The sequence below is a fragment of the Castellaniella sp. genome, from assembly GCF_049671645.1.
Taxonomy (GTDB): domain Bacteria; phylum Pseudomonadota; class Gammaproteobacteria; order Burkholderiales; family Burkholderiaceae_B; genus Castellaniella.
Genome location: NZ_JBATVG010000024.1, coordinates 1 through 22,190, shown reverse-complemented (window position 1 = coordinate 22,190; position 22,190 = coordinate 1). Strand labels below are relative to the sequence as shown.

At 62.5% G+C, this 22,190-nt stretch carries 20 protein-coding genes and 3 tRNA genes; 20 read left to right on the top strand and 3 right to left on the bottom strand.

The genetic code is table 11. The features are described from left to right. The first annotated feature begins 89 nt into the window (after window positions 1–89). From WBG56_RS12640 to pnp, 7 genes are all read left to right on the top strand, one after another. Window positions 90–1,811 (top strand): acetolactate synthase 3 catalytic subunit, encoded by a 1,722-nt coding sequence (locus WBG56_RS12640; protein ID WP_424268849.1) that lies wholly within the window; start codon window positions 90–92, stop codon window positions 1,809–1,811. Window positions 1,812–1,821: 10 nt separating this feature from the next. Further along, entirely contained in the window at window positions 1,822–2,313 is a 492-nt protein-coding gene (gene ilvN / locus WBG56_RS12635; RefSeq protein ID WP_424268847.1) for an acetolactate synthase small subunit, read from the top strand. Window positions 2,314–2,477: 164 nt separating this feature from the next. Next, a complete protein-coding gene (ilvC, locus tag WBG56_RS12630) occupies window positions 2,478–3,494 on the top strand; it encodes a ketol-acid reductoisomerase (RefSeq protein WP_424268845.1) in 1,017 nt (338 codons plus the stop codon). Between the two features lie 124 nt (window positions 3,495–3,618). Continuing rightward, on the top strand, window positions 3,619–4,299 hold the full coding sequence (locus WBG56_RS12625) for a phosphatidylserine decarboxylase (RefSeq protein WP_424268843.1): 681 nt from the start codon (window positions 3,619–3,621) through the stop codon (window positions 4,297–4,299). A gap of 7 nt (window positions 4,300–4,306) precedes the next feature. Then, window positions 4,307–5,083, top strand: coding sequence for a CDP-diacylglycerol--serine O-phosphatidyltransferase (gene pssA, locus WBG56_RS12620; RefSeq protein ID WP_424268841.1), 777 nt, complete (start codon window positions 4,307–4,309; stop codon window positions 5,081–5,083). Window positions 5,084–5,217: 134 nt separating this feature from the next. Beyond that, window positions 5,218–5,487 carry a 30S ribosomal protein S15 gene (gene rpsO / locus WBG56_RS12615; protein WP_424268839.1) on the top strand — a complete coding sequence of 90 codons (270 nt, stop codon included), beginning with the start codon at window positions 5,218–5,220 and terminating at the stop codon, window positions 5,485–5,487. A gap of 155 nt (window positions 5,488–5,642) precedes the next feature. Further along, window positions 5,643–7,787, top strand: coding sequence for a polyribonucleotide nucleotidyltransferase (gene pnp / locus WBG56_RS12610; protein WP_424268837.1), 2,145 nt, complete (start codon window positions 5,643–5,645; stop codon window positions 7,785–7,787). A gap of 150 nt (window positions 7,788–7,937) precedes the next feature. On the opposite strand, the gene WBG56_RS12605 is transcribed toward pnp, so the two are convergent. Continuing rightward, window positions 7,938–8,918 (bottom strand): NAD(P)H-quinone oxidoreductase, encoded by a 981-nt coding sequence (locus WBG56_RS12605; protein WP_424268835.1) that lies wholly within the window; start codon window positions 8,916–8,918, stop codon window positions 7,938–7,940. 58 nt (window positions 8,919–8,976) lie between these two features. Between WBG56_RS12605 and WBG56_RS12600 the strand changes: the two genes are divergently transcribed. The 5 genes from WBG56_RS12600 to secG all read left to right on the top strand — a co-directional run bounded on the left by WBG56_RS12600 (window position 8,977) and on the right by secG (window position 13,022). After that, window positions 8,977–9,066, top strand: a tRNA-Ser gene (locus WBG56_RS12600). Between the two features lie 78 nt (window positions 9,067–9,144). Next, window positions 9,145–9,229 (top strand) — tRNA-Leu (locus WBG56_RS12595). 135 nt (window positions 9,230–9,364) lie between these two features. Further along, complete coding sequence (locus WBG56_RS12590; protein ID WP_424268833.1) at window positions 9,365–11,680, top strand: molybdopterin oxidoreductase family protein; 2,316 nt, start codon at window positions 9,365–9,367, stop codon at window positions 11,678–11,680. An 88-nt stretch (window positions 11,681–11,768) separates the two neighbouring features. After that, window positions 11,769–12,530 carry a triose-phosphate isomerase gene (gene tpiA, locus WBG56_RS12585; protein ID WP_424268831.1) on the top strand — a complete coding sequence of 254 codons (762 nt, stop codon included), beginning with the start codon at window positions 11,769–11,771 and terminating at the stop codon, window positions 12,528–12,530. A gap of 21 nt (window positions 12,531–12,551) precedes the next feature. After that, entirely contained in the window at window positions 12,552–13,022 is a 471-nt protein-coding gene (gene secG / locus WBG56_RS12580; RefSeq protein WP_424268829.1) for a preprotein translocase subunit SecG, read from the top strand. A gap of 76 nt (window positions 13,023–13,098) precedes the next feature. Here secG and WBG56_RS12575 read toward each other — a convergent pair whose 3' ends face one another. Next, window positions 13,099–13,650: a cytochrome b gene (locus WBG56_RS12575; RefSeq protein WP_424268827.1), complete on the bottom strand. Its 552-nt coding sequence runs from the start codon at window positions 13,648–13,650 to the stop codon at window positions 13,099–13,101. 189 nt (window positions 13,651–13,839) lie between these two features. Between WBG56_RS12575 and WBG56_RS12570 the strand changes: the two genes are divergently transcribed. After that, window positions 13,840–13,924: transfer RNA gene (locus WBG56_RS12570), tRNA-Leu, on the top strand. Window positions 13,925–14,117: 193 nt separating this feature from the next. Here WBG56_RS12570 and WBG56_RS12565 read toward each other — a convergent pair. Then, on the bottom strand, window positions 14,118–14,807 hold the full coding sequence (locus WBG56_RS12565; protein WP_424268825.1) for a GntR family transcriptional regulator: 690 nt from the start codon (window positions 14,805–14,807) through the stop codon (window positions 14,118–14,120). Window positions 14,808–15,216: 409 nt separating this feature from the next. Between WBG56_RS12565 and WBG56_RS12560 the strand changes: the two genes are divergently transcribed. The 7 genes from WBG56_RS12560 (at window position 15,217) to WBG56_RS12530 (ending at window position 21,609) form a co-directional block, all read left to right on the top strand. Then, entirely contained in the window at window positions 15,217–16,698 is a 1,482-nt protein-coding gene (locus WBG56_RS12560; protein WP_424268823.1) for an aldehyde dehydrogenase, read from the top strand. A gap of 35 nt (window positions 16,699–16,733) precedes the next feature. Next, window positions 16,734–17,630, top strand: coding sequence for an NAD(P)-dependent oxidoreductase (locus WBG56_RS12555; RefSeq protein WP_424268821.1), 897 nt, complete (start codon window positions 16,734–16,736; stop codon window positions 17,628–17,630). 46 nt (window positions 17,631–17,676) lie between these two features. After that, window positions 17,677–18,057: a carboxymuconolactone decarboxylase family protein gene (locus WBG56_RS12550; protein ID WP_424268819.1), complete on the top strand. Its 381-nt coding sequence runs from the start codon at window positions 17,677–17,679 to the stop codon at window positions 18,055–18,057. A gap of 100 nt (window positions 18,058–18,157) precedes the next feature. Beyond that, window positions 18,158–18,541: a cupin domain-containing protein gene (locus WBG56_RS12545; RefSeq protein ID WP_424268817.1), complete on the top strand. Its 384-nt coding sequence runs from the start codon at window positions 18,158–18,160 to the stop codon at window positions 18,539–18,541. A 90-nt stretch (window positions 18,542–18,631) separates the two neighbouring features. Further along, entirely contained in the window at window positions 18,632–19,675 is a 1,044-nt protein-coding gene (locus WBG56_RS12540; RefSeq protein ID WP_424268815.1) for a TRAP transporter substrate-binding protein, read from the top strand. Window positions 19,676–19,683: 8 nt separating this feature from the next. After that, window positions 19,684–20,253, top strand: coding sequence for a TRAP transporter small permease (locus WBG56_RS12535; RefSeq protein ID WP_424268813.1), 570 nt, complete (start codon window positions 19,684–19,686; stop codon window positions 20,251–20,253). Window positions 20,254–20,289: 36 nt separating this feature from the next. Then, window positions 20,290–21,609: a TRAP transporter large permease gene (locus tag WBG56_RS12530; RefSeq protein ID WP_424268811.1), complete on the top strand. Its 1,320-nt coding sequence runs from the start codon at window positions 20,290–20,292 to the stop codon at window positions 21,607–21,609. Window positions 21,610–22,190 lie beyond the last annotated feature (581 nt).

Below are 22,190 nucleotides of genomic sequence, written 5' to 3'. Positions count from 1 at the left end.
GCGTCGGATCATGTTGCGGACCGCCAGGACTGGCCCGGGCTGCCAATAGGCCGCTTGGTGCATGACGCAGGTTAAGAAAGGAATCCATCATGGAACTCAATGGCGCCGACATCGTCGTGCGTTGTCTGATCGAGGAAGGCGTAGACCACGTGTTTGGCTACCCGGGCGGTGCCGTCCTCTACATCTACGACGCCATCTACAAGCAGGACAAATTCCAGCACGTCCTCGTGCGACACGAGCAGGCCGCGGTTCACGCGGCGGATGCTTACTCCCGATCCTCGGACAAGACAGGCGTGTGCCTGGTGACCAGCGGCCCAGGCGTGACCAATGCCGTGACCGGCATCGCCACGGCCTACATGGACTCGATCCCCATGGTCGTCATCAGCGGTCAGGTGCCCACGCACGCGATCGGCCAGGATGCTTTCCAGGAATGCGATACCGTGGGCATCACGCGGCCCTGCGTCAAGCACAACTTCCTGGTGCGCGATGTGAAGGACCTGGCGGAAACCATGCGCCGCGCTTTCTATATCGCGCGTTCCGGCCGTCCCGGCCCCGTCCTGGTGGATATTCCCAAGGACGTGTCCGTGGCGACCTGCAAATACACGCCTAAGCGCGGTCCGACCGTGCTGCGCTCCTATGCGCCGGTCACCAAGGGGCATCAGGGCCAGATCAAGAAGGCCGTGCAGATGCTGCTGGCCGCCGAACGCCCCATGATCTACGCGGGGGGCGGGGTGGTGCTGGCCGATGCCGCCGACGAACTGCGCAAATTGGTGCGCATGACCGGGGCGCCGTGCACCACCACCCTGATGGGGCTGGGGGCCTTGCCGGGCACGGACGAAAAATTCGTGGGCATGCCGGGCATGCACGGCACCTACGAAGCCAATATGTCCATGCAGAACTGCGACGTGCTGCTGGCCATCGGCGCGCGGTTCGACGACCGGGTGATCGGCAACCCCAAGCATTTTGCCCAGGTGCCGCGCAAGATCATCCACATCGACATCGACCCCTCGTCGATTTCCAAGCGGGTGCGGGTGGACGTGCCCATCGTGGGCGACGTGCGCGAGGTCCTGCAGGACCTGATCGGCCTGTATGCGCAATCGCTGGCCGAAGAGGGCGCGGCGGAACAGCGCCTGGATGCCTGGTGGCAGCAGATCGATGCCTGGCGCGGGCGCAAATGCCTGGATTACGAAAGTTCCGACACGGTGATCAAGCCCCAGTACGTGGTGCAGAAACTGTGGGAAGTCACGCGCGGCCAGGCTTTCGTCACGTCCGACGTGGGGCAGCACCAGATGTGGGCGGCCCAGTATTATCCCTTCCCGGAACCGCGCCGCTGGATCAATTCCGGCGGCCTGGGCACCATGGGCGTCGGCCTGCCGTACGCCATGGGGGTGCAGATGGCCAATCCGGACCGCGACGTCGCCGTCATCACCGGCGAGGGCTCGATCCAGATGAACATCCAGGAACTGTCCACCTGCAAGCAGTACCACCTGACGCCGAAGGTCCTGTGCCTGAATAACCGCTATCTGGGCATGGTGCGCCAATGGCAGCAGATCGAATACGGTTCGCGTTATTCCGAATCCTATGTCGATGCCCTGCCGGATTTCGTCAAGCTCGTGGAAAGCTACGGTCATGTGGGCATGCGCATCGAGAAACCGGCGGATGTCGAACCGGCGCTGCGCGAGGCCTTCACGAAGTACAAGGACCGCCTGGTATTCATGGACTTCATCACGGATCAGACCGAGAACGTCTGGCCCATGGTCAAAACTGGCCGCGGGCTGACGGAAATGTTGCTGGGCGCCGAGGATCTGTGAGGGGATAACCATGAAACACGTCATTTCCGTTTTGCTGGAAAACGAACCCGGCGCCCTGTCGCGGGTGGTGGGCCTGTTTTCGGCGCGCGGCTACAACATCGAAACCCTGACCGTGGCGCCCACCGAGGACCCCACGCTGTCGCGCATGACCATCGTGACGGTCGGGTCCGACGAGATCATCGAGCAGATCACCAAGCACCTGAACCGCCTGGTGGATGTGGTCAAGGTCGTGGACCTGTCCGAAGGGCCGCACGTCGAACGCGAGCTGATGCTCATCAAGGTGCGCGCCGTGGGCAAGGAACGCGACGAAATGAAGCGCATGGCGGAAATCTTCCGCGGGCGCATCATCGATGTCACCGACAAGACCTACACCATTGAATTGACCGGTGTGCAGGACAAGATCGCCGCCTTCATCGGGGCGCTGGACCGCAGCGCCATCCTGGAAACCGTCCGCACGGGCGTTTCCGGCGTGGGCCGCGGCGAACGCGTACTGAAGTTATGAGCCCCCACGCCGCGCAGGCTTCGTCCGCTTGCTGCCCCTCCCCATGGGGGCGGCCTTGGGGCGGCCCGGCGGCACAAGCTGTAAATATCAAGGGCGTCCCGCTGTGCGGGCGTCCGGCTGTACCTAACCTCTCGTTTCAGAATTAAAAAATCGGAGTATCCAACATGAAAGTTTTCTACGACAAAGATTGCGACCTGTCCCTGATCAAGGGCAAGCACGTGGCCATCATCGGCTATGGCTCGCAGGGCCACGCCCATGCACAGAACCTGCATGATTCCGGCGTGCACGTCACCGTGGGTCTGCGCAAGGGCGGCGCCTCCTGGAAAAAGGCGGAGAACGCCGGCCTGACCGTCAAGGAAGTCGCCGAAGCCGTCAAGGGCGCCGATGTGGTCATGATGCTGCTGCCCGACGAGAACATCGCGGCGGTCTACCGCAACGATGTCGCCGCCAACCTGAAGCCGGGCGCCGCGCTGGCCTTCGCCCACGGTTTCAACGTGCATTACGGCCAGGTCGTGCCGCGCGCCGATATCGACGTCATCATGATCGCGCCGAAGGCCCCGGGCCACACGGTGCGCAGCACCTACACCCAGGGCGGCGGCGTGCCGCACCTGATCGCCGTGCACCAGGACGTGTCCGGCAAGGCCCGCGACCTGGCCCTGTCCTATGCCATGGGCAATGGCGGCGGGCGCGCCGGTATCATCGAGACCAACTTCCGCGAAGAAACCGAAACCGATCTGTTCGGTGAACAGGCCGTGTTGTGCGGCGGCACCGTCGAACTGATCAAGGCGGGCTTCGAGACCCTGGTCGACGCCGGTTATGCGCCGGAAATGGCGTATTTCGAATGCCTGCACGAACTCAAGCTGATCGTGGACCTGATCTACGAAGGCGGCATCGCCAACATGAACTACTCGATCTCCAACAATGCGGAATACGGTGAATACGTCACCGGCCCGCGCGTGGTGACCGACGACACCCGTGCCGCGATGCGCCAATGCCTGGCCGACATCCAGTCCGGCGTCTACGCGAAGAACTTCATCCTGGAAAACGCCGCCGGCGCCCCGGAACTGACTTCGCGCCGCCGCCTGAACGCCGAATCGCAGATCGAGCAGGTTGGCGGCAAGCTGCGCGCCATGATGCCCTGGATCGCGGCCAACAAGCTGGTGGACCAGTCCAAGAACTGATCCGGTTCGTGCGGCTGAACAGCCGGCATCCCATCGGGATGTCCGGCTGTTTTGCCTTTGGTGCGGAGGCGTACCCGTATTCGGGTCGTTCCGTACCCGTATTTGGGTTATCCTTGCGCCTACCATGAAAATCCCCCCTTATCCGCATCCCCTGATCGCCCGCGAAGGCTGGCTCATCCTGATCGGCGCCGTGATCGTGGCGCTGCTGATCAGCGCCTGGTCCTGGTGGGTTTCGATCCCGTTCTGGATCTTCGCCGTGTTCGCGCTGCAGTTCTTCCGCGACCCATCGCGCGAGGCGCCCGATGGCGAAGGTCTGGTGCTGTGCCCGGCCGACGGGCGCATCGTCTGCGTCGAGGATGCAGCCGACCCCTATGCGGGCGGGCGGCCGTCGCTGAAGATCAGCGTCTTCATGAACGTCTTCAACGTGCACTCGAACCGCGTGCCGGTCGACGGCGTTGCGCAGTCGATCGATTATTTTCCGGGCAAGTTCTTCAACGCGGCGCTGGACAAGGCCTCGCTGGAAAACGAACGCAACGCCATGGTGTTGAAAACCCCCGAAGGGCAGGTCGTCACGGCGGTGCAGGTGGCCGGCCTGGTGGCCAAGCGCATCCTGTGCCATGCCCGGGTCGGGCAGTCCCTGTATGCGGGCCAGCGCTACGGCTTTATCCGCTTCGGATCGCGGGTGGACGTATACTTGCCTCCAGGGACGCGGCCGCGCGTCGCCATCGGCGACAAGGTCAAGGCCACCAGTACCGTGCTGGCCGAACTTCCCGTCCCTTCCCGCGATGATGATTCCGCAGTCTGAACATCCCATGCCTGACGAAAGACAGCGCCGCCGCAGCATCTATCTGCTGCCCAACGCATTTACCACCGCCAACCTGTTTTCCGGCTTCTATGCCGTCGTGCAGGCCATGAACCAGCATTTCGAGGTCGCCGCCATTGCGATCTTCCTGGCCATGGTCTTCGACAGCATGGACGGCCGGGTGGCGCGCCTGACCAATACCCAGTCGGCGTTCGGGGAGCAGTACGATTCCCTGGCCGACATGATCTCCTTCGGCATGGCGCCGGCGCTGGTCATGTATGAATGGTCCCTGCAGGGGCTGGGGCGCTGGGGCTGGCTGGCCGCTTTCGTGTACGTGGTCGGCGCTGCGCTGCGCCTGGCGCGTTTCAACGCCAATATCGGCAAGGTCGACAAACAGTATTTCCAGGGCCTGCCCAGCCCGGCGGCGGCGGCCCTGGTGGCCGGGTTCGTCTGGCTGTCGGTGGACAACAAGCTGTCCCTGTCCGACGGCCTGATTCCCTGGGCGGCCTTCGCCGTGACCGTCTACGCCGGCGTCGCTATGGTGTCCAATGCGCCGTTTTTCAGCGGCAAGTCCTTCGCTCTGGGGCGCAGCGTGCCGTTCTGGGTGATGCTGCTGGTGGTGGCGGTGTTCGTCTTCGTGTCCAGTGACCCTCCCGTGGTGCTGTTCCTGCTGTTCGTGCTCTACAGCCTGTCGGGCTGGCTGATCTGGATATGGCGGATCCGCCGCGCGCGGCGCCTGGGCCAGCGCATGCGTGGCGCCGACGAAGACGCACCTGCCAACGAATGAGGCCCGATCCGCGCTTGGGCGCGGGCGCCTCAAATCCGTTATAATCTTGCCTGCGCCGCGATCTCGCGTGGCGCTTTTTTCGTCCCACGGCAGCGCGCCTCGGTGCTGCCGCCTGTTCCTGAGGTTAATAAAGCATGTCCGTTGCTGATATCGTCAAATCCGACATCGTTGCGCAATTCCAGCGCGCCACCGGTGACACCGGTTCTCCCGAAGTGCAGGTCGCTCTGCTGACCGCCCGCATCAATGAACTGACCGGCCACTTCAAGGCCCACACGAAAGACCACCACTCGCGCCGCGGCCTGCTGCGCATGGTCAGCCGTCGCCGTAAATTGCTGGACTACCTGAAGGGTCGCAACCCGGATTCCTATCGCGCCCTGATTGAAAAACTCGGTCTGCGCAAGTAATGCCCGGGGGCGTCGTTCCCCTTGCACGAGCCGTGCACGCTGCCTTCATGTCCGCAGTGTGCGCGGCTTTTTGTCATGGGTCGCTGAAATAAGTTCCCGCTCATGGCGGGTCGCGGGCGCGTGTCCGCAGGCGGCCCTTTTAATAGGATAAGAAAATGTTCAATAAAGTGAGCAAATCGTTTCAATACGGTGAGCACACCGTCGTCCTGGAAACCGGCGAGATCGCCCGCCAGGCGTCCGGCGCTGTGCTGGTGTCCGTGGATGATACGGTCATCCTGGCTACTGTCGTGGCTGCCCGTACCGCCAAGCCCGGCCAGGATTTCTTTCCGCTGACCGTCGATTACGTTGAAAAGACCTACGCCGCCGGCAAGATCCCGGGCGGCTTCTTCAAGCGCGAAGGCAAGCCCTCCGAAAAGGAAACCCTGACGTCGCGCCTGATCGATCGCCCGCTGCGCCCGTTGTTCCCGGAAGGCTTCTACAACGACGTGCAGGTCATCATCCACACGCTGTCGGTCAATCCTGAAATCGATCCGGACATCCCCGCGCTGATCGGCGCCTCGGCTGCCCTGGCCATCTCCGGCATTCCGTTCAACGGCCCGGTGGGCGCCGCGCGCGTCGGTTATGTGGACGGCCAGTACGTCCTGAACCCCAGCACCACGCAGCTGCACGAGCAATCCCAGCTGGATCTGGTCGTGGCCGGGACCGAAGCCGCCGTGCTGATGGTCGAATCCGAAGCCAAGCAGCTGCCCGAAGACGTGATGCTGGGCGCCGTGGTGTTCGGCCACGAACAGATGCAGGCCTGCATCAACGCCATCCATGAACTGGTGGCCGAAGCCGGCAAGCCCGAATGGGACTGGCAGCCGGCCCCGCGCAACGAGGTCCTGGCGACCGCCGTGCGCAGCGCCGCCTTCGAACCCCTGCAGGCCGTCTATCAGGTGCGCAACAAGCAGGAGCGCACCGCCCAGCTGCGCCGGGTCTATGCCGAGGTCAAGACGAAACTGGCCGAGCACGCCACCGCCCGGGGCGATGCCGCCCCCGACAGCGTCGAGGTCGAAAACATGCTGTTCGCCCTGGAATCGGAAATCGTCCGCGGCCAGGTCCTGAACGGCGAACCGCGCATCGACGGGCGCGACACGCGCACGGTGCGCCCCATCAGCATCCGCCTGGGCGTGCTGCCCCGCGCGCACGGCTCGGCCCTGTTCACCCGGGGTGAAACCCAGGCGCTGGTGGTCACGACGCTGGGCACCAAGCAGGACGAGCAGATCATCGATTCGATCATGGGCGAATACCGCGACCGTTTCATGCTGCACTACAACATGCCTCCGTTCGCCACGGGCGAAACCGGCCGCTTCGGCGTACCCAAGCGCCGCGAGATCGGCCACGGCCGCCTGGCCAAGCGAGCCCTGCTGGCCCTGCTGCCCAGCGCGGAAGAATTCCAGTACACCCTGCGTCTGGTGTCGGAAATCACCGAATCCAACGGCTCCTCGTCCATGGCGTCGGTCTGCGGCGGCAGCCTGTCCATGATGGACGCCGGCGTGCCGGTCAAGGATCACGTGGCCGGCGTGGCCATGGGCCTGATCAAGGAAGGCGGCAAGTTCGCCGTGCTGACCGACATCCTGGGCGATGAAGATCACCTGGGCGACATGGACTTCAAGGTGACGGGTACCGTCACCGGCGTGACCGCCCTGCAGATGGACATCAAGATCCAGGGCATCACCAAGGAAATCATGCAGGTGGCGCTGGCCCAGGCCCGCGAAGGCCGTCTGCACATCCTGGGCAAGATGCGCGAAGCCATCGACGGTTCGCGCACGGAACTGTCCGACTTCGCCCCGCGCATGCTGCGCGTCAAGATCAACCCGGAAAAGATCCGCGACGTGATCGGCAAGGGCGGCGCCACCATCCGCGCCCTGACCGAGGAAACCGGTTGCCAGATCGACATCGGCGATGATGGCAACATCACCATCGCCAGCGCCGACCTGGACCGCGCGCACGAAGCCGAGCGCCGCATCAAGGAACTGACCGCCGACGTGGAAATCGGTCAGGAATACCAGGGCACGGTGCAACGCCTGCTGGACTTCGGCGCCATCGTCCAGGTGCTGCCGGGCCGCGACGGTCTGCTGCACATCTCCGAAATCGCCAACTACCGCATCGCCGACATCAACGACGTGCTGAAGGTCGGCCAGTCGGTGCGTGTCAAGATCCTGGAAGCCGACGACCGCGGTCGTCTGCGCCTGTCGGTCAAGGCCATCGGCGGTATCGAAGCCCAGGGCGGTCCCGCCGCCCCGACCACGGCCGAGTAATCGGCTGCGGTCCCGGGCAGCGGCGCTGCCCGGCGGTTGCCTGAAAAAGGGCGCTCCGCAAGGAGCGCCCTTTTTCTATGGCGGTGCGACGGCGCCAAGAGACCGCGGCACCCGGCCCCGGCAACGGGGGCCGGGCGCGGTCGTGCGGATTTACGACAACGTCAGCACGATCTTCCCGATCTGCTCGCCCGCGTCCATCATGGCGTGCGCCCTGGAAGCTTCCGCCAGCGGAAAGGTGGCGTGGATGCTGGGGCGGATCTTGCCGGCGTCCAGCAGCGGCCAGACCCGTTCGCGCAGGGCCTGCGCGATGGCGGCCTTGAAGGCCACGGGTCGGGACCGCAGCGTGGAGCCCGTGATGGTCAAGCGGCGGGCCATGACCTGCCAGCAATTGATCGAGGCGTGCACGCCGCCCAGCTGGGCGATCATCACCAGCCGGCCGTCATCGGCCAGCGCCTTGAGGTTGCGCGGCAGGTAGTCGCCCGCCACCATGTCCAGGATGACGTCCACCCCGCGATTGTTCGTCAGGGCGTGGATTTCCTCGACGAAGTCCTGAGTGCGGTAATTGATGCCCCGGGTGCACCCCAAGGCTTCGATCGCTCGCACGCGTTCGGCGCTGCCGGCCGTGGCGTAAACGGTGTGGCCGAAAGCGCGTGCCAGCGCAATGGCCGTCGTGCCGATGCCGCTGGCCCCGCCGTGCACCAGCAGGGTTTCGCCCGCTGCCAGACGGCCCCGGTCGAAGACGTTGCTCCAGACCGTGAAGTAGGTTTCGGGCAAGGCGGCGGCCTCGATCATCGACAGGCCTTTGGGCACGGGCAGGCACTGGGCGGCCGGCGCGACGCAGTACTGGGCATAGCCGCCGCCCCCCAGCAGGGCGCAGACTTCGTCCCCGATCCGGAATCCGGCTGAAGACGCGTCGCCGTCCACGATCCGGCCGGCCACTTCCAGTCCGGGCAGATCGGATGCCCCGGCCGGTGGGGGGTAGCTGCCCTGCCGCTGGAAGACATCGGGCCGATTGATGCCGGCCGCGCTGACCTGGATCAGGACTTCGCCGGGGCCGGGGACGGGGGTGGGGCGTTCCACGAGTTCCAGGACTTCCGGTCCGCCGGGAGTCGTGATTTCTATCGCTTGCATGGGACCTCCGCTGAATGATCAGCCTGAATTATGCGCTACACTTGCGGTCTTCATCCCCGGAAGCGTGCCAGAGTGGTTGAATGGACCGGTCTTGAAAACCGGCGATGGGGCGACCCATCCGTGAGTTCGAATCTCACCGCTTCCGCCACTGCAGGCGGCCGGCTGCAGTGCGCAATCCCCTCGCTGGTACTATACCGGGAATATTCTTCCCGGCAGTTCTCCAGTTGCTCCCATGGCGGAATTGGTAGACGCAAGGGACTTAAAATCCCTCGCCTTCGGGCGTGCCGGTTCGACCCCGGCTGGGAGCACCATTCTGGGCCGTATCGTTCAGGGCCGTGTCGGCGAGGCGGCGTATACTCGATCGCAACTTTCGCCAACGCCGGTTTCGTGGACGAGGCGGCCTCCGCGCGCATCGACCGGCTTGCCTGCCGCCCACGGGGGCGCGCATGCAAGCAAGAATCGACATCGGTCTCGGCATCCAGGGCGAACCCGACGCCTGGGTTCATTCGGCCTGCATCCTGTGTTCCAACGGCTGCGGCCTTGATATAGCCGTCAAGGACGGCAAGATCGTCGGCGTTCGCGGCGACGCTGCGCACCCGGTCAATTTCGGGCATCTGGGCCCCAAGGGCGAGCATGCCTGGGTCGCCAACAATAGCCCGCGTCGCGGCGTCACGCCCATGATCCGCCGCTGCAAGGGCGCGCCGCTGGAACCTGCAGGCTGGCCCGAGGCCATGGATTTCTTCGAGAAGAAATTCCGCGATGCCTGGCGGCAGGGCCATCAGAACCTGGCTTGCTACAACTCCGGCCAACTCACCATCGAAGAGTTCTACACGCTTGGCAAATTCTGGCGCGGCGGCCTGGGATCGGCCAATATCGACGGGAATACGCGCCTGTGCACCGCGACGTCCGCGACCGGCCTGATGGCCAATTTCGGCACCGATGGTCCGCCCGCATCCTATGCCGATGTGGACCAGGCGGATCTTCTTTGCCTGTACGGCCACAACGTGGCCGAAGTGCAGACGGTACTGTGGGAACGCATGCTGGCGGCGAAAAAGGACCATGGCGCCCGCATCATCGTTTTCGACCCGCGCAGGACGCCCACGGTGACCCAGGGCGCCGACCTGCACGTGCAGCTGCGGGGCGGGACGAACGTCGCGTTGATGAATGGCATCCTCCATCTGCTGATCGCGCACGACTGGATCCATCGCGATTTCATCGCTGCGCACACGGTGGGGTTCGATGCGCTGGCAGCCGTGGCGCGCGAGTATCCGCCTGAGCGCGTGGCTCGGATCTGCGATATTCCCCAAGAAACACTGGAAACAGCCGCCCAATGGATTGGCGCCACGCCCCGGATGGTGTCGACGGTGCTGCAGGGCTTTTATCAAAGCGTGGAAGCCACCGCGTCTTCGTCCCTGGTCAATGCCGTGCATCTTCTGACGGGGGCGATCGGCAAGCCCGGTGCCGGGCCGCTGCTGATGGCCGGCCAGCCTTCGGCCATGTGCAATCGCGAAGCCGGCGCCGGCGGGTCCTATCCGGCCTACCGCAACCCCGCGAATGAAAAGCACATGCGCGAACTGTGCGAGTGCTGGAACCTCGATCCCGAGACGTTTCGCCCCGAGACGCCCAAGGACATACTCACGATGATGGAGCAGGCCGAGCGCGGTGAAATCGAGTTCATGTGGGTGATCGGCACCAATCCCCTGGTCAGCCTGCCCGACCAGAACCGCACCGAGCGCATCTTGAAGCGCCTGTTCCTGGTGGTGCAGGATCCCTTCATCGATACCGAGACCGTGGAATTGGCGGACATCTATTTCCCGACCGCGATGTGGGGCGAGAAAGAGGGGTGCGTCACCAATGCCGATCGTAGCGTGAACCTGCTGCTGAAAGCGGTGGAGCCGCCCGGCGAGGCGCGCAGCGACCTCGACATCATCGTCGAGGCCTCCGGGCGGCTGGGTTTTCAAGACAGGGACGGCGCGCCGTTGCTGCCTTTCAAGCGCTCCGAAGACGCCTTCAACGAGTGGCGCAAGGTCTCGAAGGGCCGTCCCTGTGATTATTCGGGCATGAGCTACGAGCTGATCCTGGAAATGGGGGCGGTGCGCTGGCCGTGCAATGAACAGCATCCGCGCGGGTGCGAACGCTTGTACGAGGACCTGCGGTTCGGGACCGGCGTCGATGATTGCGAGACCTGGGGCGTGGATTTTCTGACGGGCAGGGCGGTTGCGCGGGCCGACTACGAGCGCGATGACCCGAAGGGCAAGGCCTTCCTGCGCCCGGTGCGCTGGCGCCGGCATCCCAATCCGACCTCGGAGCAGTTTCCGTTTCTGCTCATCACGGGGCGGGTGGTCTACCATTTTCACACCCGCACCAAGACCGCGCGGTCCACCGTCCTGAACTCATGCGCGCCGCATGCCTATGCCGAGATTCATCCCGACGATGCCGCGCGGCTGGAGATCTCGACCGGCGATCTGGTTGAGCTCGTGTCACCGAATGGCCGGTGGGAGGGCGTCGCGATGGTGGTCGGGACCGTGCGGCGCGGCGAGGTGTTCGTGCCTTTCCACTATGGGCATGGCGCTCAGGCCGCCAATCAGCACACGTGGTACGCGCGCGATGCCGTCAGCCAGCAGCCGCATTTCAAGTCTTCGCCCGTGGCCCTGAGAAGGCTGGGTTTCGGCCAGCCCGAACCCTGGCTGTTGCGGCGCATGGCCGAACTGGACGGCACGTCCATCGTGCCGTTCGCGGCGCGTGAATGGCCGGCGCTGTGAATCGGGACGGCGTCTGGTTTTTCTGCGTCTTGGTGTCATTCACGCTACAATCAAGAGTTACCTGAATTGAACCTAATCGACGATACGCATGAGCCAAACCCGGAGCCAACCTCGTTCGCGCCTGATCATGGGCAACTGGAAGATGCACGGCAGCCTGGCAGACAATGCCGCGCTGCTGGGCGGTCTGGTTGCGGGCGCGCAGCGGGCCGGCGATGCCCAGCTGGCCGTGTGCGTGCCTTTCCCCTACCTGGAACAGGCCCGTCAGGCCCTGGCTGGCGCCGCCATCACCTGGGGCGCGCAGGATGTCAGCGTGCATGATCGGGGCGCCTACACGGGCGAAGTCTCGGCAGCCATGCTGGCGGATTTCGCGTGCGCCTGGGTCCTGTGCGGCCACTCCGAACGCCGCGCCATGCATGGCGAGTCCAGCGCTCTGGTGGCGGCCAAGGCCGTCGCCGCGCTGGGCGCCGGCCTGACGCCGGTCGTGTGTGTGGGTGAAACTTTGGCCGACCGCGATGCGGGCCAGGCCGAATGCGTCATCGGCGATCAGCTCGATCCCATCCTGGCATTGGGGGCGGATGCCCTGTCCCGCATGGTGCTGGCTTATGAGCCCGTCTGGGCCATCGGCACGGGCCGTACCGCCACCCCTGAACAGGCGCAGGCGGTGCATGGTTTCATCCGCGCGTCCCTGGCCCAGCAGGGCGCTGCGCAGACCCGCATTCTGTACGGCGGCAGCGTCAAGGCTGCCAATGCCGCCGCCCTGTTTGCCCAACCCGACATCGACGGCGCCTTGGTGGGGGGGGCGTCGCTGGTCGCCGACGAATTTCTGAATATTGCGGCCGCGGTCGCTTAAGCCCCCCGGAGTCCTATTATCATGCAATGGTTTTCCTCGATCCTGCTGACGTTGCAGGTCATCTCCTCGCTACTGATCATCGTGCTGGTGCTGCTGCAGCAGGGCAAGGGCGCCGACATGGGCGCGGCCTTCGGCAGCGGGTCCGCCGGCAGCGTGTTCGGTTCGGCGGGGGCCGCGAATTTCCTGTCCCGGGCGACCAAATGGGCGGCCGTCCTGTTCTTCGCCACGACCATCGGTCTGGCCTGGGTGTCCCACCATCCGGCCGGTTCGCCGATCGAAACGGGCATCATGCAGGGCTTCAGCGCTCCCGAAAAAGCCCCCGCGCCGGCCACGGGTTCCGCCGTGCCCGACCTGGGCGCCGCCGTGCCTTCGGCCCCGTCCACCGGCAAGCCCGCCGCGCCCGCATCCGGCTCCGCGACGCCGGACGCCGCCAACTCCGACGCTTCGGTGCCCGTGGTGCCCGCGCCCAAGGACGCGCCTACCGGCAAGTAAGCGCCTGCGTCAGGGCCCGCTCCCCGTCTGACACCGTCGAACATTCGGAAACTGACCGGGAAAGCGGGGAAGCCCGTCAAGGCTGGCGGGTTTTCCCCGGAAGCATCCGTTTCAGGGTCTCGTCGTGATCGATGAAATGGTGCCATAGGGCGCCAATGAAGTGCAGCGCGACCAAGCCGATCAGGATCGGCCCGGCGTATCCCGCATGAATCGTATGAATGGCCTTCGCCGCCACTTTGTCCTCGGCCAGCCAGACCGGGATGGAAAACAGGCCGAAGACGCTGACGGACTGCTGCGCGAATTGCGACATCAACAGGCCGGCCGTCGGCAGAGCGAGCACCAGGACGACCATGGCCCAGTGGACCGTCGTCGCCAGGCGTGATTGCCATGCCTGTCCGATGGGCGGCGGCCGGCCGGTGTTCAGCCGCGTGATGACCCAGACGATCATCAAGGCCAAAGCCGTCACCCCGAAGCTTTTGTGAAAGAACATGAATTGCCCCTTGAGGGGATCGCCGCGCTCGTAGCCGCTGGCGATGAGCACGCAGGTCACCGCCGCAGCGATGATGATGAACAAGGCCCAGTGCAGGAATCTGAGACGCGGGCTCCAGACGGCGGAGGATGCTGGCATATGCTTCTCCTATCAGGCGCTGTCATCCGTGAGGACGGATGGTAGATTTGACTATACCCGAGCGTTCATTTGCTTTTCAGCGCGGAAGATACAGGATGTGAGCGGCTGATCCCGGCGCCCGCTGGCCGCCAAGGAATGTGGGCGTTTCATGTTAGAATCTGCGTCTTTCCCTATGGGGAGAAGATTCAAGCCGTCGTGGTGGAATTGGTAGACACGCTATCTTGAGGGGGTAGTGGCGAAAGCTGTACGAGTTCGAGTCTCGTCGACGGCACCATCGAATTATTGCAGGCCCGCATGAACATCAGGTTCTTGCGGGCTTTTTGTTGTAGGCGAAGTTCGATCTGCGCCCCCCGGTGACGAGTTGCGCCGCCGTCTGGTCGAGGCGCCAGCCGCCATCTCGTCACTCGGCAGCACGATCGCCCGACAATGCCGCCGGCCCCTGGAGCCCGATGGACATTTGCCCTCTGTCACCCGGCCTGTTGTTGCAACAGAACTTCCAGCGCCGCCTTCTGCGCATTGCGGACGTGTTGTTCCGCCGCGGCTCGCGCGGCTTCGATGTCGCGCGCCTTGATGCAGGCGAATAGCGCATCGATCTCCTTCAGGCTTTCCGGCAGGCGGTCGGGCCTTGAAAAGGACGTCGCGCGCAGCAGGCTGATGCGTGAGAGCAGGTTGAACAGCAGGTCCCTGATCAGGGCGTTGCCGCAGCCGCCGAGGATGACGTTGTAGAAGCGGGTCTTCGCCTCGAGCAGGAGTTTGCGGTCGCCGGCCTGCCCCGCTTCGTGCAGGGCTTGCACGGTGGCATGCAGTTCGTCAACCTCGCTTTCCGAGGCCAGGAGCGCGAACTGGTGCGCCGCGTATCCTTCCAGCAGGGCGCGGACGGCATACAGATCGGACGCCTCGCTGGGGCTTATCTTCGCCACGACCGGTCCTCGATGCAGCGTCGTCGTCACCAGCTTCTCGGCTTCCAGCTTTCTCAGCGCTTCCCTCACCGATGGCCGGCTGACTTCCAGCAGTTCGCAGAGCTCGCGTTCGTGCAGCTTCTCGCCCGGCTTGAAGCGTCCTTCGACGATCGCCTCACGAAGGAAGTTCTCCACATAGTCCCTGAGTCCGATCGGCTTTTCCAGCCGTTCCTGCTGTTTGCTTGCGTTCTGTGTCATCGAAGTTACCATTTATTTTGTCAGACAAACAGTCAATATGATTGACTTGCATTAATCTTGTCACTATAGTTGAAGCAAAGACGCTCAGTAAAGGCGCCCAGCCACTGGAATGATGGCTTTAGGAGACAAGATGGCGCTGTCATTTTCTTGACACTCTCCCATGCCACTCCGTCCGGCAGCCGATGGCGCAGCTTCGATCCTGGATGCTTCGGTGAAATTGCTTATGTGGCGGACCCAGGCTCATGACACCTTCTGAGCGGCCTCATTATGAGGCATGTGGATGTCTAGTGGCTCCGGGCCCATGCATCCGTCACTGCAGCCGTTGACATCAAGGCTGGCAGGGGCGCGGCGGCGGTGAAGCAGGTACCGGTCATGCAAAATTCATTGCATCAGTGGGGTCTGGCAGGATATGGAAACATTCCAGAATTTCATCAATGGCCGCTATGTCGATCCGGCAAGCCGTGAATGGATCGATAGCGTCAATCCCTATCTCGGAGAAGCGTGGGCACGGATTCCGCGCAGCAATGACGCCGATGTCGACAAGGCCGTGCAGGCGGCGCATGCGGCAATGTACGAGGGCCCCTGGGCGAAGATGAACGGGACTGAACGCGGGAAGCTGCTGCAGCGGCTCGCGGATCTGGTTGAACGCGATGCTGAGCGCCTTGCGGAAATCGAGGTCAGGGATAACGGCAAACTCTATGCGGAGATGCTGGGCCAGGTCAGGTACCACCCGAAGTGGCTGCAATATTTCGGCGGGTTGGCCGACAAGATCGAGGGCAGGGTCATCCCGATCGACAAGCCACATCATTTCGCCTTTACGCGAAAGGAACCTGTTGGCGTTGTCGCTGCGCTGACGGCCTGGAATTCACCGCTGCTGTTCATCGCCTGGAAGTGCGCGGCCGCCTTGGCAGCCGGTTGCTCCGTGGTGGTCAAACCATCGGAATTCGCGTCAGCCTCGACGCTCGCCTATGCCCGGCTCACGGCAGAGGCAGGTTTCCCGGATGGCGTGTTCAACGTCGTGACCGGCTATGGCCCGGAAGCGGGCGGCGCGCTTATCCGCCATCCCTTGGTGTCGAAAATCACTTTCACGGGGTCGGACGCGACCGGCGCGGCGATCTATCAAGAAGCGGCTAAACAGCTCAAGCGCGTCACGCTTGAGCTGGGGGGGAAGTCGCCGAACATCGTCTTTGAAGACTGCAATATCGATGCAGCGCTTTCGGGCGCGGTTTCGGGGATTTTTGCGGCAACTGGCCAGACGTGCATCGCCGGATCGCGGCTGTTGGTGCAGAACTCGATCAAAGATGAGTTCAGCCGCCGCCTCGTGGAGTTGGGAAAGACCGCCAGAAAAGGTGATCCGATGCTCCCCGAGACCAACATCGGACCTGTCACGACGCCGCCCCAGTTTCAGAAGATCGTGAGTTATCTGGATATTGCGAAAAAAGAAGGGGCCAGGTGCATTCTGGGCGGCGCACCCGTGCCTGCGGGTGCCTTGCCAGGCAATCAGTTTGTCGAGCCGACCATCTTCACCGATGTGACCTCCGACATGCGAATCGCCCGGGAGGAGGTTTTCGGACCCGTCCTGTCGATCATCGGTTTCGAGGATGAAAAAGAAGCGGTTCGGATCGCAAACGACACGATCTATGGCCTGGCCGCCGGCATCTGGACGAGCGACATGGGGCGGGCGTTCCGAGTGTCGGCCGCCATCCGAGCCGGAACGGTCTGGGTGAATACCTACCGGGCCGTGAGCTACATGATGCCGTTTGGCGGCATGAAGCATTCAGGCATTGGCCGCGAAAGCGGCATCGAGTCCATTGAAAGCTACCTGGAAACGAAGAGCACCTGGATCTCGTACGACCCGAACGTCCCCGGCAATCCTTTTACGCTGCGATAGCAAAAGTTCCACTGGCCTACTTACTGGGATACATCATGGGAAATACTACTTACGGATTCATCGGACTCGGACACATGGGATCTCCCATGGCCAGGAGGGTGCTGGATGACAAGCGGCTGCTGCTGGTTCACGACGTTTCTCCGGACGCGGTCGCCAGGATCGCGCAGGAGGGCGCCGTCGCCGCTCCCAGCTTGAAGGCGGTGGTGGAGGGGGCCGATGTGATTTTCCTCAGTCTGCCGGAACCGAGCACCGTGCAGGCCGTCGCGCGGGAGATCGGCGCCGCCGCGACTGCCGGCAGCCGCACCAGGTATGTGGTCGATTTTTCCACCATAGGCCCGAAGGCGGCGGTGGATGTGGCGGCCGTACTGCGCGAAAACCAGATCACCTATGTCGAAGCCCCTGTGAGCGGAGGTCCGAAGGGGGCCGCCAACGGCACGCTGGCGGTCATGGTGTCGTGCGCGGAGCGGGCCTTTGAAGAGGTCGGGAAATCGCTGGATATCTTCGGAACGGTATTCCATGTCGGCGAGGGGTATGGCCAGGCGCAGACGCTGAAGCTGGCCAACAACATGCTGTCCGTATGCGCCGTGGTGGCGACCGCGGAGGCCCTTTCCATGGGCGTCAAGGCCGGGCTTTCTCCGACGCGGATGCTGGAAGTCATCAACAAGAGTTCGGGGCGCAATACGGCGACGGAAGCGAAGTACCCGCGCGCCGTCGTGACGCGGACCTTTGATTATGGATTCTCCACGAGGCTTGCATACAAGGACGTCCGCCTTTGCGTCGATGAAAGCGAGGGATTGGGGGTTCCGATGATCATCGGTGCTGCCGTGCGCCAGATTATGGCGATCACCAACAGCTCCTATGGTCCCGAGTCGGACTTTACGACGGCCGCGCGCGTGGTGGAGCAATGGAGCGGCGTCGAGATCAAAGACTAGGTTTTCACGAGCGTCGATTGTCATCAACACAGGCAAGGAGCATCACATGAATCAACAGCTGTTTGAAAAGGGCTTGAAGATCCGCAAAGAAGTATTGGGCGCGGAGCATGTCGAGAATTCGTTGAAGAACGCCACCGATTTCAATCGGGCGATACAGGAGCTGGTCACCGAGTATTGCTGGGGCGAGGTCTGGGGGCGTGAGGGCTTGTCCCGCAAATCGCGCAGCATGATCAATCTGGCTATGATCAGCGCCCTCAACCGGCCGCACGAACTGAAAGTGCATGTGGGCGGAGCCATCAGGAACGGCGTCACGCCCGAGGAGATCCGGGAAATCCTGTTGCAGGTCGCGATCTACGTGGGTGTGCCTGCTGCCGTGGATGCTTTCCGCACAGCCAGCGCCGTGCTGGAAGAAATGAAGGAAGCATGAAGTTCAGATGAAACCCGCGCATGTTGCCGGCATGTAGAGACGCCGTGACCGGGCTTCGGATGTCAGAGGATTGTCTTTCGATCTTTGGAGGTGATCAGTCATGAAGGTGATTCAGGCAAGAGACACATCGAAGGGTTCCGTGCTGCGATCGCAGAATATCGTGGGCGAGGTTTGGGGTGATGCGATCCTTCCGACTTCGGAAGGCGTCACCGTCAACATGGTCTGGTTCGCTCCGGGAGGCCGCACGAACTGGCATAGCCATGAGCGCGGCCAGATTCTCCACGTCACGGTGGGCGCCGGTTGGGTCTGCAAAGACGGTGAGAAGCCTCAGAGGGTTCGCACCGGAGACATCATCTGGATTGCGCCCCACGAGAGGCACTGGCATGGGGCAGCGTCCGACAGCATCTTCGGCCATATCGCGATCTCGGTGGATCGCACGACGTGGGAGGGCGCCGTCAGCCCCGAGGAGTATGCGGGCTGCTGAGATTTTCCCGATGCTGGTCAGGCGATGTATATCCGGCCTTGGGCGACAAGGTTCGGAGCAGATGGATTCATAAAATTCTTGGAGACTGAAATGACCATTACGCGACGCGATGTCCTGAAAGGAGGGGCGGGGCTTGGGCTGTTGGGAGCCGGGCTCGGTTCGATCTCGCTGCCCATGATAGCGAACGCAGCAACGCTGGACGTCCGCTTTTCATGGTATCTCCCCAATTCATCATCCACGGGTAAGGAAGGTTTTGACGTTGCAAAAAGGATCAAGGATCTCAGCGGCGGATCGATCAATGTGAAGACATATCCTGCGGGCTCGCTCTTGCAGGAATATCAATCGGCCGAGGGAGTGCAGAACAATACCGCCAATATGGTGATCCTGGGCATGCACTGGTGGGGGGGCAAGGTGCCCGCCATGGAATGGGACACGGTGCCGTTTCTGGTCAAGGACGTCGATGTCCTGCTGAAGGCCTTTCATGGGCCGCTGGGCGAGTACATCAATGAATTGATGAAACCCCATGGCGTGAAGTTCATCGGATGGAGCTTCTACGGCTATGCGTTCGACTACATCAACGCGAGGCATCCGATCAAGCTGCCCAAGGATTTCAACGGTCTGCGGATGAGGTCCCAGGGCACGTTGTCAGCCATGTTTCTCAAGCAGCAGGGCGCTACGACGGTCGGCATGGATTCAGGGGAAGTCTATACCTCGTTGCAGCGTGGCGCGGTGGATGGGGCGAGCTCAGGGTTGTCGGATTTTCTGTCGAGGAAATGGTATGAGGTCGCGAAATACATCACAGCGATCAAGTATGTCCCCATCGTCTATCCGATCATGACCAATCTGAAGTGGTGGGAGGGCCTGAGTCCCGAGCAACGCCAGATCATTTCGACGGCGATGAAGGACGCGGAAGCGGACAACCTGAAGAATATCAATGATGAATATACGAACGTCATCAAGGTCACCCGGAAGAACGGCAACGAAGTATACGAACCCAATGCGGAGGAACTGTCCGTCTGGAAGAAGGCCTATCGCCCGCTTCTGGATGAGTATCTGCGGCTCTCCGGCAAGGAAGGCAGGCATGTCATAGAACTGCTGCAGCAGGCCGGAGCCACGGACGTTGCTTTGAGCTAGATGGAGCGGTGACGGCGGACAGCGAGGCGATGATGACTCAAAAAAAGCATAAGTTCCTGATAGATCTTTCAGCCCTTCTTTTCAGAATATCGGATGTATTGGGTCATATTGCCGCTGCGGCCCTGATTGTGCTCACGATTGCGCTGACGCTTGGGGTCGGGCTGCGGCTGTTCAGGGTGGACAGTTCCTGGACGTACAACATAGGCCTGTTCTCCCTCATGTGGGTTGCCTTCATCGGCGCGTCATATTGCGCCCTGCGGGATTTTCATGTCACGGCCGGGATTTCAATAGAGCATTTCATCCATCGTGGCCACAGGGTCATCGTGGCCCTGCGGTACGTCGTTTTGCTTGTCTTTCTTGCCGTGTTCCTGTTCTCCGCCTGGAACAAGTTCCTGGAAACGCTGCTCACTCACCAGAGAACGGTCGATTCCCTGAGATGGGAGCTCTGGATCGCGCAGATATCGGCTCCGATCGGAATCGGGGGGTGGTTGCTGGCGGATCTCGGAAAATTCATCAGGAAGATGATCGACCCCGAGGAATCCTATGGTGAAGAAGTACAGGAAGACTTCTCGGTCTGAAGTGCCTGGATCGTATTTTATGAGGCGGTAAGCAGCATGGAAATACTCTGGATTTTTCTTGCCCTGTTCATCTTCCTCGCGCTGGGCGTGCCGATTTCGGTGAGTCTGTTCCTGGGCGGCGTCGTGGGCTACGTCGTGGTCATAGGACCGATGTCCGGCATCAATACCCTCGCGCAGACCGCTTACGGTGATCTGGATTCCCTGGTGATATCCGCCATTCCGCTCTACATCTTCATGGGCCAGATCATGCTCAAGGGCAAGGCCGGCCAGGATCTGTTCGATTTTGCGCAGGTGCTCGTGGGCAAGCTGGCCGGCGGCCTGGCCGTCGCGGCGATTGCGGCGAGCGCGATTTTCGCCGCGATTTCCGGATCTTCGACGGCAACTGTGGCTACGATCGGTTCTATCAGCATCCCGGAAATGCTCAAGAGGGGGTACGACCGCAAGATGGCCGCGGGCGCGGTCGCAGTGTCCGGAAGCCTCGGGATTCTCATCCCGCCAAGCATCTCATTCATTCTGTACTCGCTCGTGACGAACGCTTCGGTGGGGAAATTATTCCTGGCCGGTATTCTTCCCGGCATCATGTTGGCGATTCTGTTCATTCTTTACACAATGGCGGCCGTCACGATAAAGGATAGGAAATCTCGACGTGCGGACACGCATCTCGCTGCGGAGAGCGGCGAGCAGTCGGCTATTCCGGCTGAGAGGCCCGTGAAATTGCGTTTGAACATGCTTTTGAGCCTGTTCATGATCCCTCTTGTCCTGGGGGGGATCTATCTGGGCTTTTTCACCCCGACTGAAGCCGCCGCGATCGGTACGGCCTATGCCTTGATTCTGACCTTGGGCTTCAAGCGTACCCTGACACTGGGGTTGTTCTGGAAGGCTGCACGCGACACGGTCTTGGTCAGTTCGATGATTCTCATGTTGATCGCGGGGGCGGGGGTGTTCGGCAATGCGCTGTCGCTGATTCAGCTGCCTCAGGCGCTTGCGGGATGGATAGAGACGCTGCATCTCTCGACCTGGGAATTCCTCATAGCCATCAACATCATGTACTTGTTCCTGGGTATGTTCATGGATGCTTCAGCTGCGATTTTGGTCACGGTGCCGATCTTGCTGCCAAGTTTGATTGCGCAGGATATCAATCTGATCTGGTTTGGCGTCATCCTCGTCATCAATATGGAAATAGGTACGGTGACGCCTCCGGTCGGCTTGAACTTGTTCGTTGTCAAATCGCTCTACCCGAACTATACGTTGAAGGAAATACTGATTGGCGCTGCGCCGTACGCCGCGATGGGGCTCGTGGGGCTTGCATTGGTCATGATCTTCCCGCAGATCGCTCTGTTCCTCCCCGGCGCGTAGTGGGCGACCGAAAGTCTTCGGGACTCCATGGCTGGGCTTAAGCCGCCGGGTCTTCGGGAAGTCGCGCCAATCAGGGCCGCCCGGATCGCTAAGGATGATGCCCCAGCCTTGAGGCATCGGCGCCGGAGCGCCGTCAACCAGGCGTTGCGCGCGAATTCGCCATAGATGCAACTGCTCATGCCATCCTTCAACGGTGCGAGCAAAGAGATCGAGCAGCCCGGACAGATACGGCCGTCCTTCGTGGGTGGGTGTAAGTGATGTCCGGCCGCCTCCGCCTGATCGGCGCGGCCACCTCGAACTGTTGCTGCAAGAGGTTCGCGGCTGCCTGCGTGGCCAACCGGTGCCGTCGCCGGTGCGGCGTCAATGTGCGCACGCTGGAACAAATTGCGCGAAGCGGAGATCCGGCTGGTAGACCCCGGACTTGGCGCGTATTCTCCAGGTCAATTTCGCGTTCTCCGAGGTGACGGAGCCGCAGATCCTGACGATGGCCTCCGAGGTCTGCGCCAGCCGGCCGGACGCGCTCACCATGATGTGCACCAATGTCCGCGCGGCGCAGCTGGCGCCCCGGATAGAGGCGTCGC

Coding starts and splice junctions, on each gene's coding strand:
- secG (WP_424268829.1), top strand. CDS start 12,552: ATGCAATGGTTTTCCTCGATCCTGCTGACGTTGCAGGTCATCTCCTCG.
- pnp (WP_424268837.1), top strand. CDS start 5,643: ATGTTCAATAAAGTGAGCAAATCGTTTCAATACGGTGAGCACACCGTC.
- tpiA (WP_424268831.1), top strand. CDS start 11,769: ATGAGCCAAACCCGGAGCCAACCTCGTTCGCGCCTGATCATGGGCAAC.
- WBG56_RS12530 (WP_424268811.1), top strand. CDS start 20,290: ATGGAAATACTCTGGATTTTTCTTGCCCTGTTCATCTTCCTCGCGCTG.
- WBG56_RS12575 (WP_424268827.1), bottom strand. CDS start 13,650: ATGCCAGCATCCTCCGCCGTCTGGAGCCCGCGTCTCAGATTCCTGCAC.
- WBG56_RS12550 (WP_424268819.1), top strand. CDS start 17,677: ATGAATCAACAGCTGTTTGAAAAGGGCTTGAAGATCCGCAAAGAAGTA.
- WBG56_RS12565 (WP_424268825.1), bottom strand. CDS start 14,807: ATGACACAGAACGCAAGCAAACAGCAGGAACGGCTGGAAAAGCCGATC.
- WBG56_RS12605 (WP_424268835.1), bottom strand. CDS start 8,918: ATGCAAGCGATAGAAATCACGACTCCCGGCGGACCGGAAGTCCTGGAA.
- WBG56_RS12545 (WP_424268817.1), top strand. CDS start 18,158: ATGAAGGTGATTCAGGCAAGAGACACATCGAAGGGTTCCGTGCTGCGA.
- WBG56_RS12640 (WP_424268849.1), top strand. CDS start 90: ATGGAACTCAATGGCGCCGACATCGTCGTGCGTTGTCTGATCGAGGAA.
- pssA (WP_424268841.1), top strand. CDS start 4,307: ATGCCTGACGAAAGACAGCGCCGCCGCAGCATCTATCTGCTGCCCAAC.
- WBG56_RS12555 (WP_424268821.1), top strand. CDS start 16,734: ATGGGAAATACTACTTACGGATTCATCGGACTCGGACACATGGGATCT.
- WBG56_RS12540 (WP_424268815.1), top strand. CDS start 18,632: ATGACCATTACGCGACGCGATGTCCTGAAAGGAGGGGCGGGGCTTGGG.
- WBG56_RS12590 (WP_424268833.1), top strand. CDS start 9,365: ATGCAAGCAAGAATCGACATCGGTCTCGGCATCCAGGGCGAACCCGAC.
- WBG56_RS12560 (WP_424268823.1), top strand. CDS start 15,217: ATGGAAACATTCCAGAATTTCATCAATGGCCGCTATGTCGATCCGGCA.
- ilvN (WP_424268847.1), top strand. CDS start 1,822: ATGAAACACGTCATTTCCGTTTTGCTGGAAAACGAACCCGGCGCCCTG.
- WBG56_RS12625 (WP_424268843.1), top strand. CDS start 3,619: ATGAAAATCCCCCCTTATCCGCATCCCCTGATCGCCCGCGAAGGCTGG.
- rpsO (WP_424268839.1), top strand. CDS start 5,218: ATGTCCGTTGCTGATATCGTCAAATCCGACATCGTTGCGCAATTCCAG.
- ilvC (WP_424268845.1), top strand. CDS start 2,478: ATGAAAGTTTTCTACGACAAAGATTGCGACCTGTCCCTGATCAAGGGC.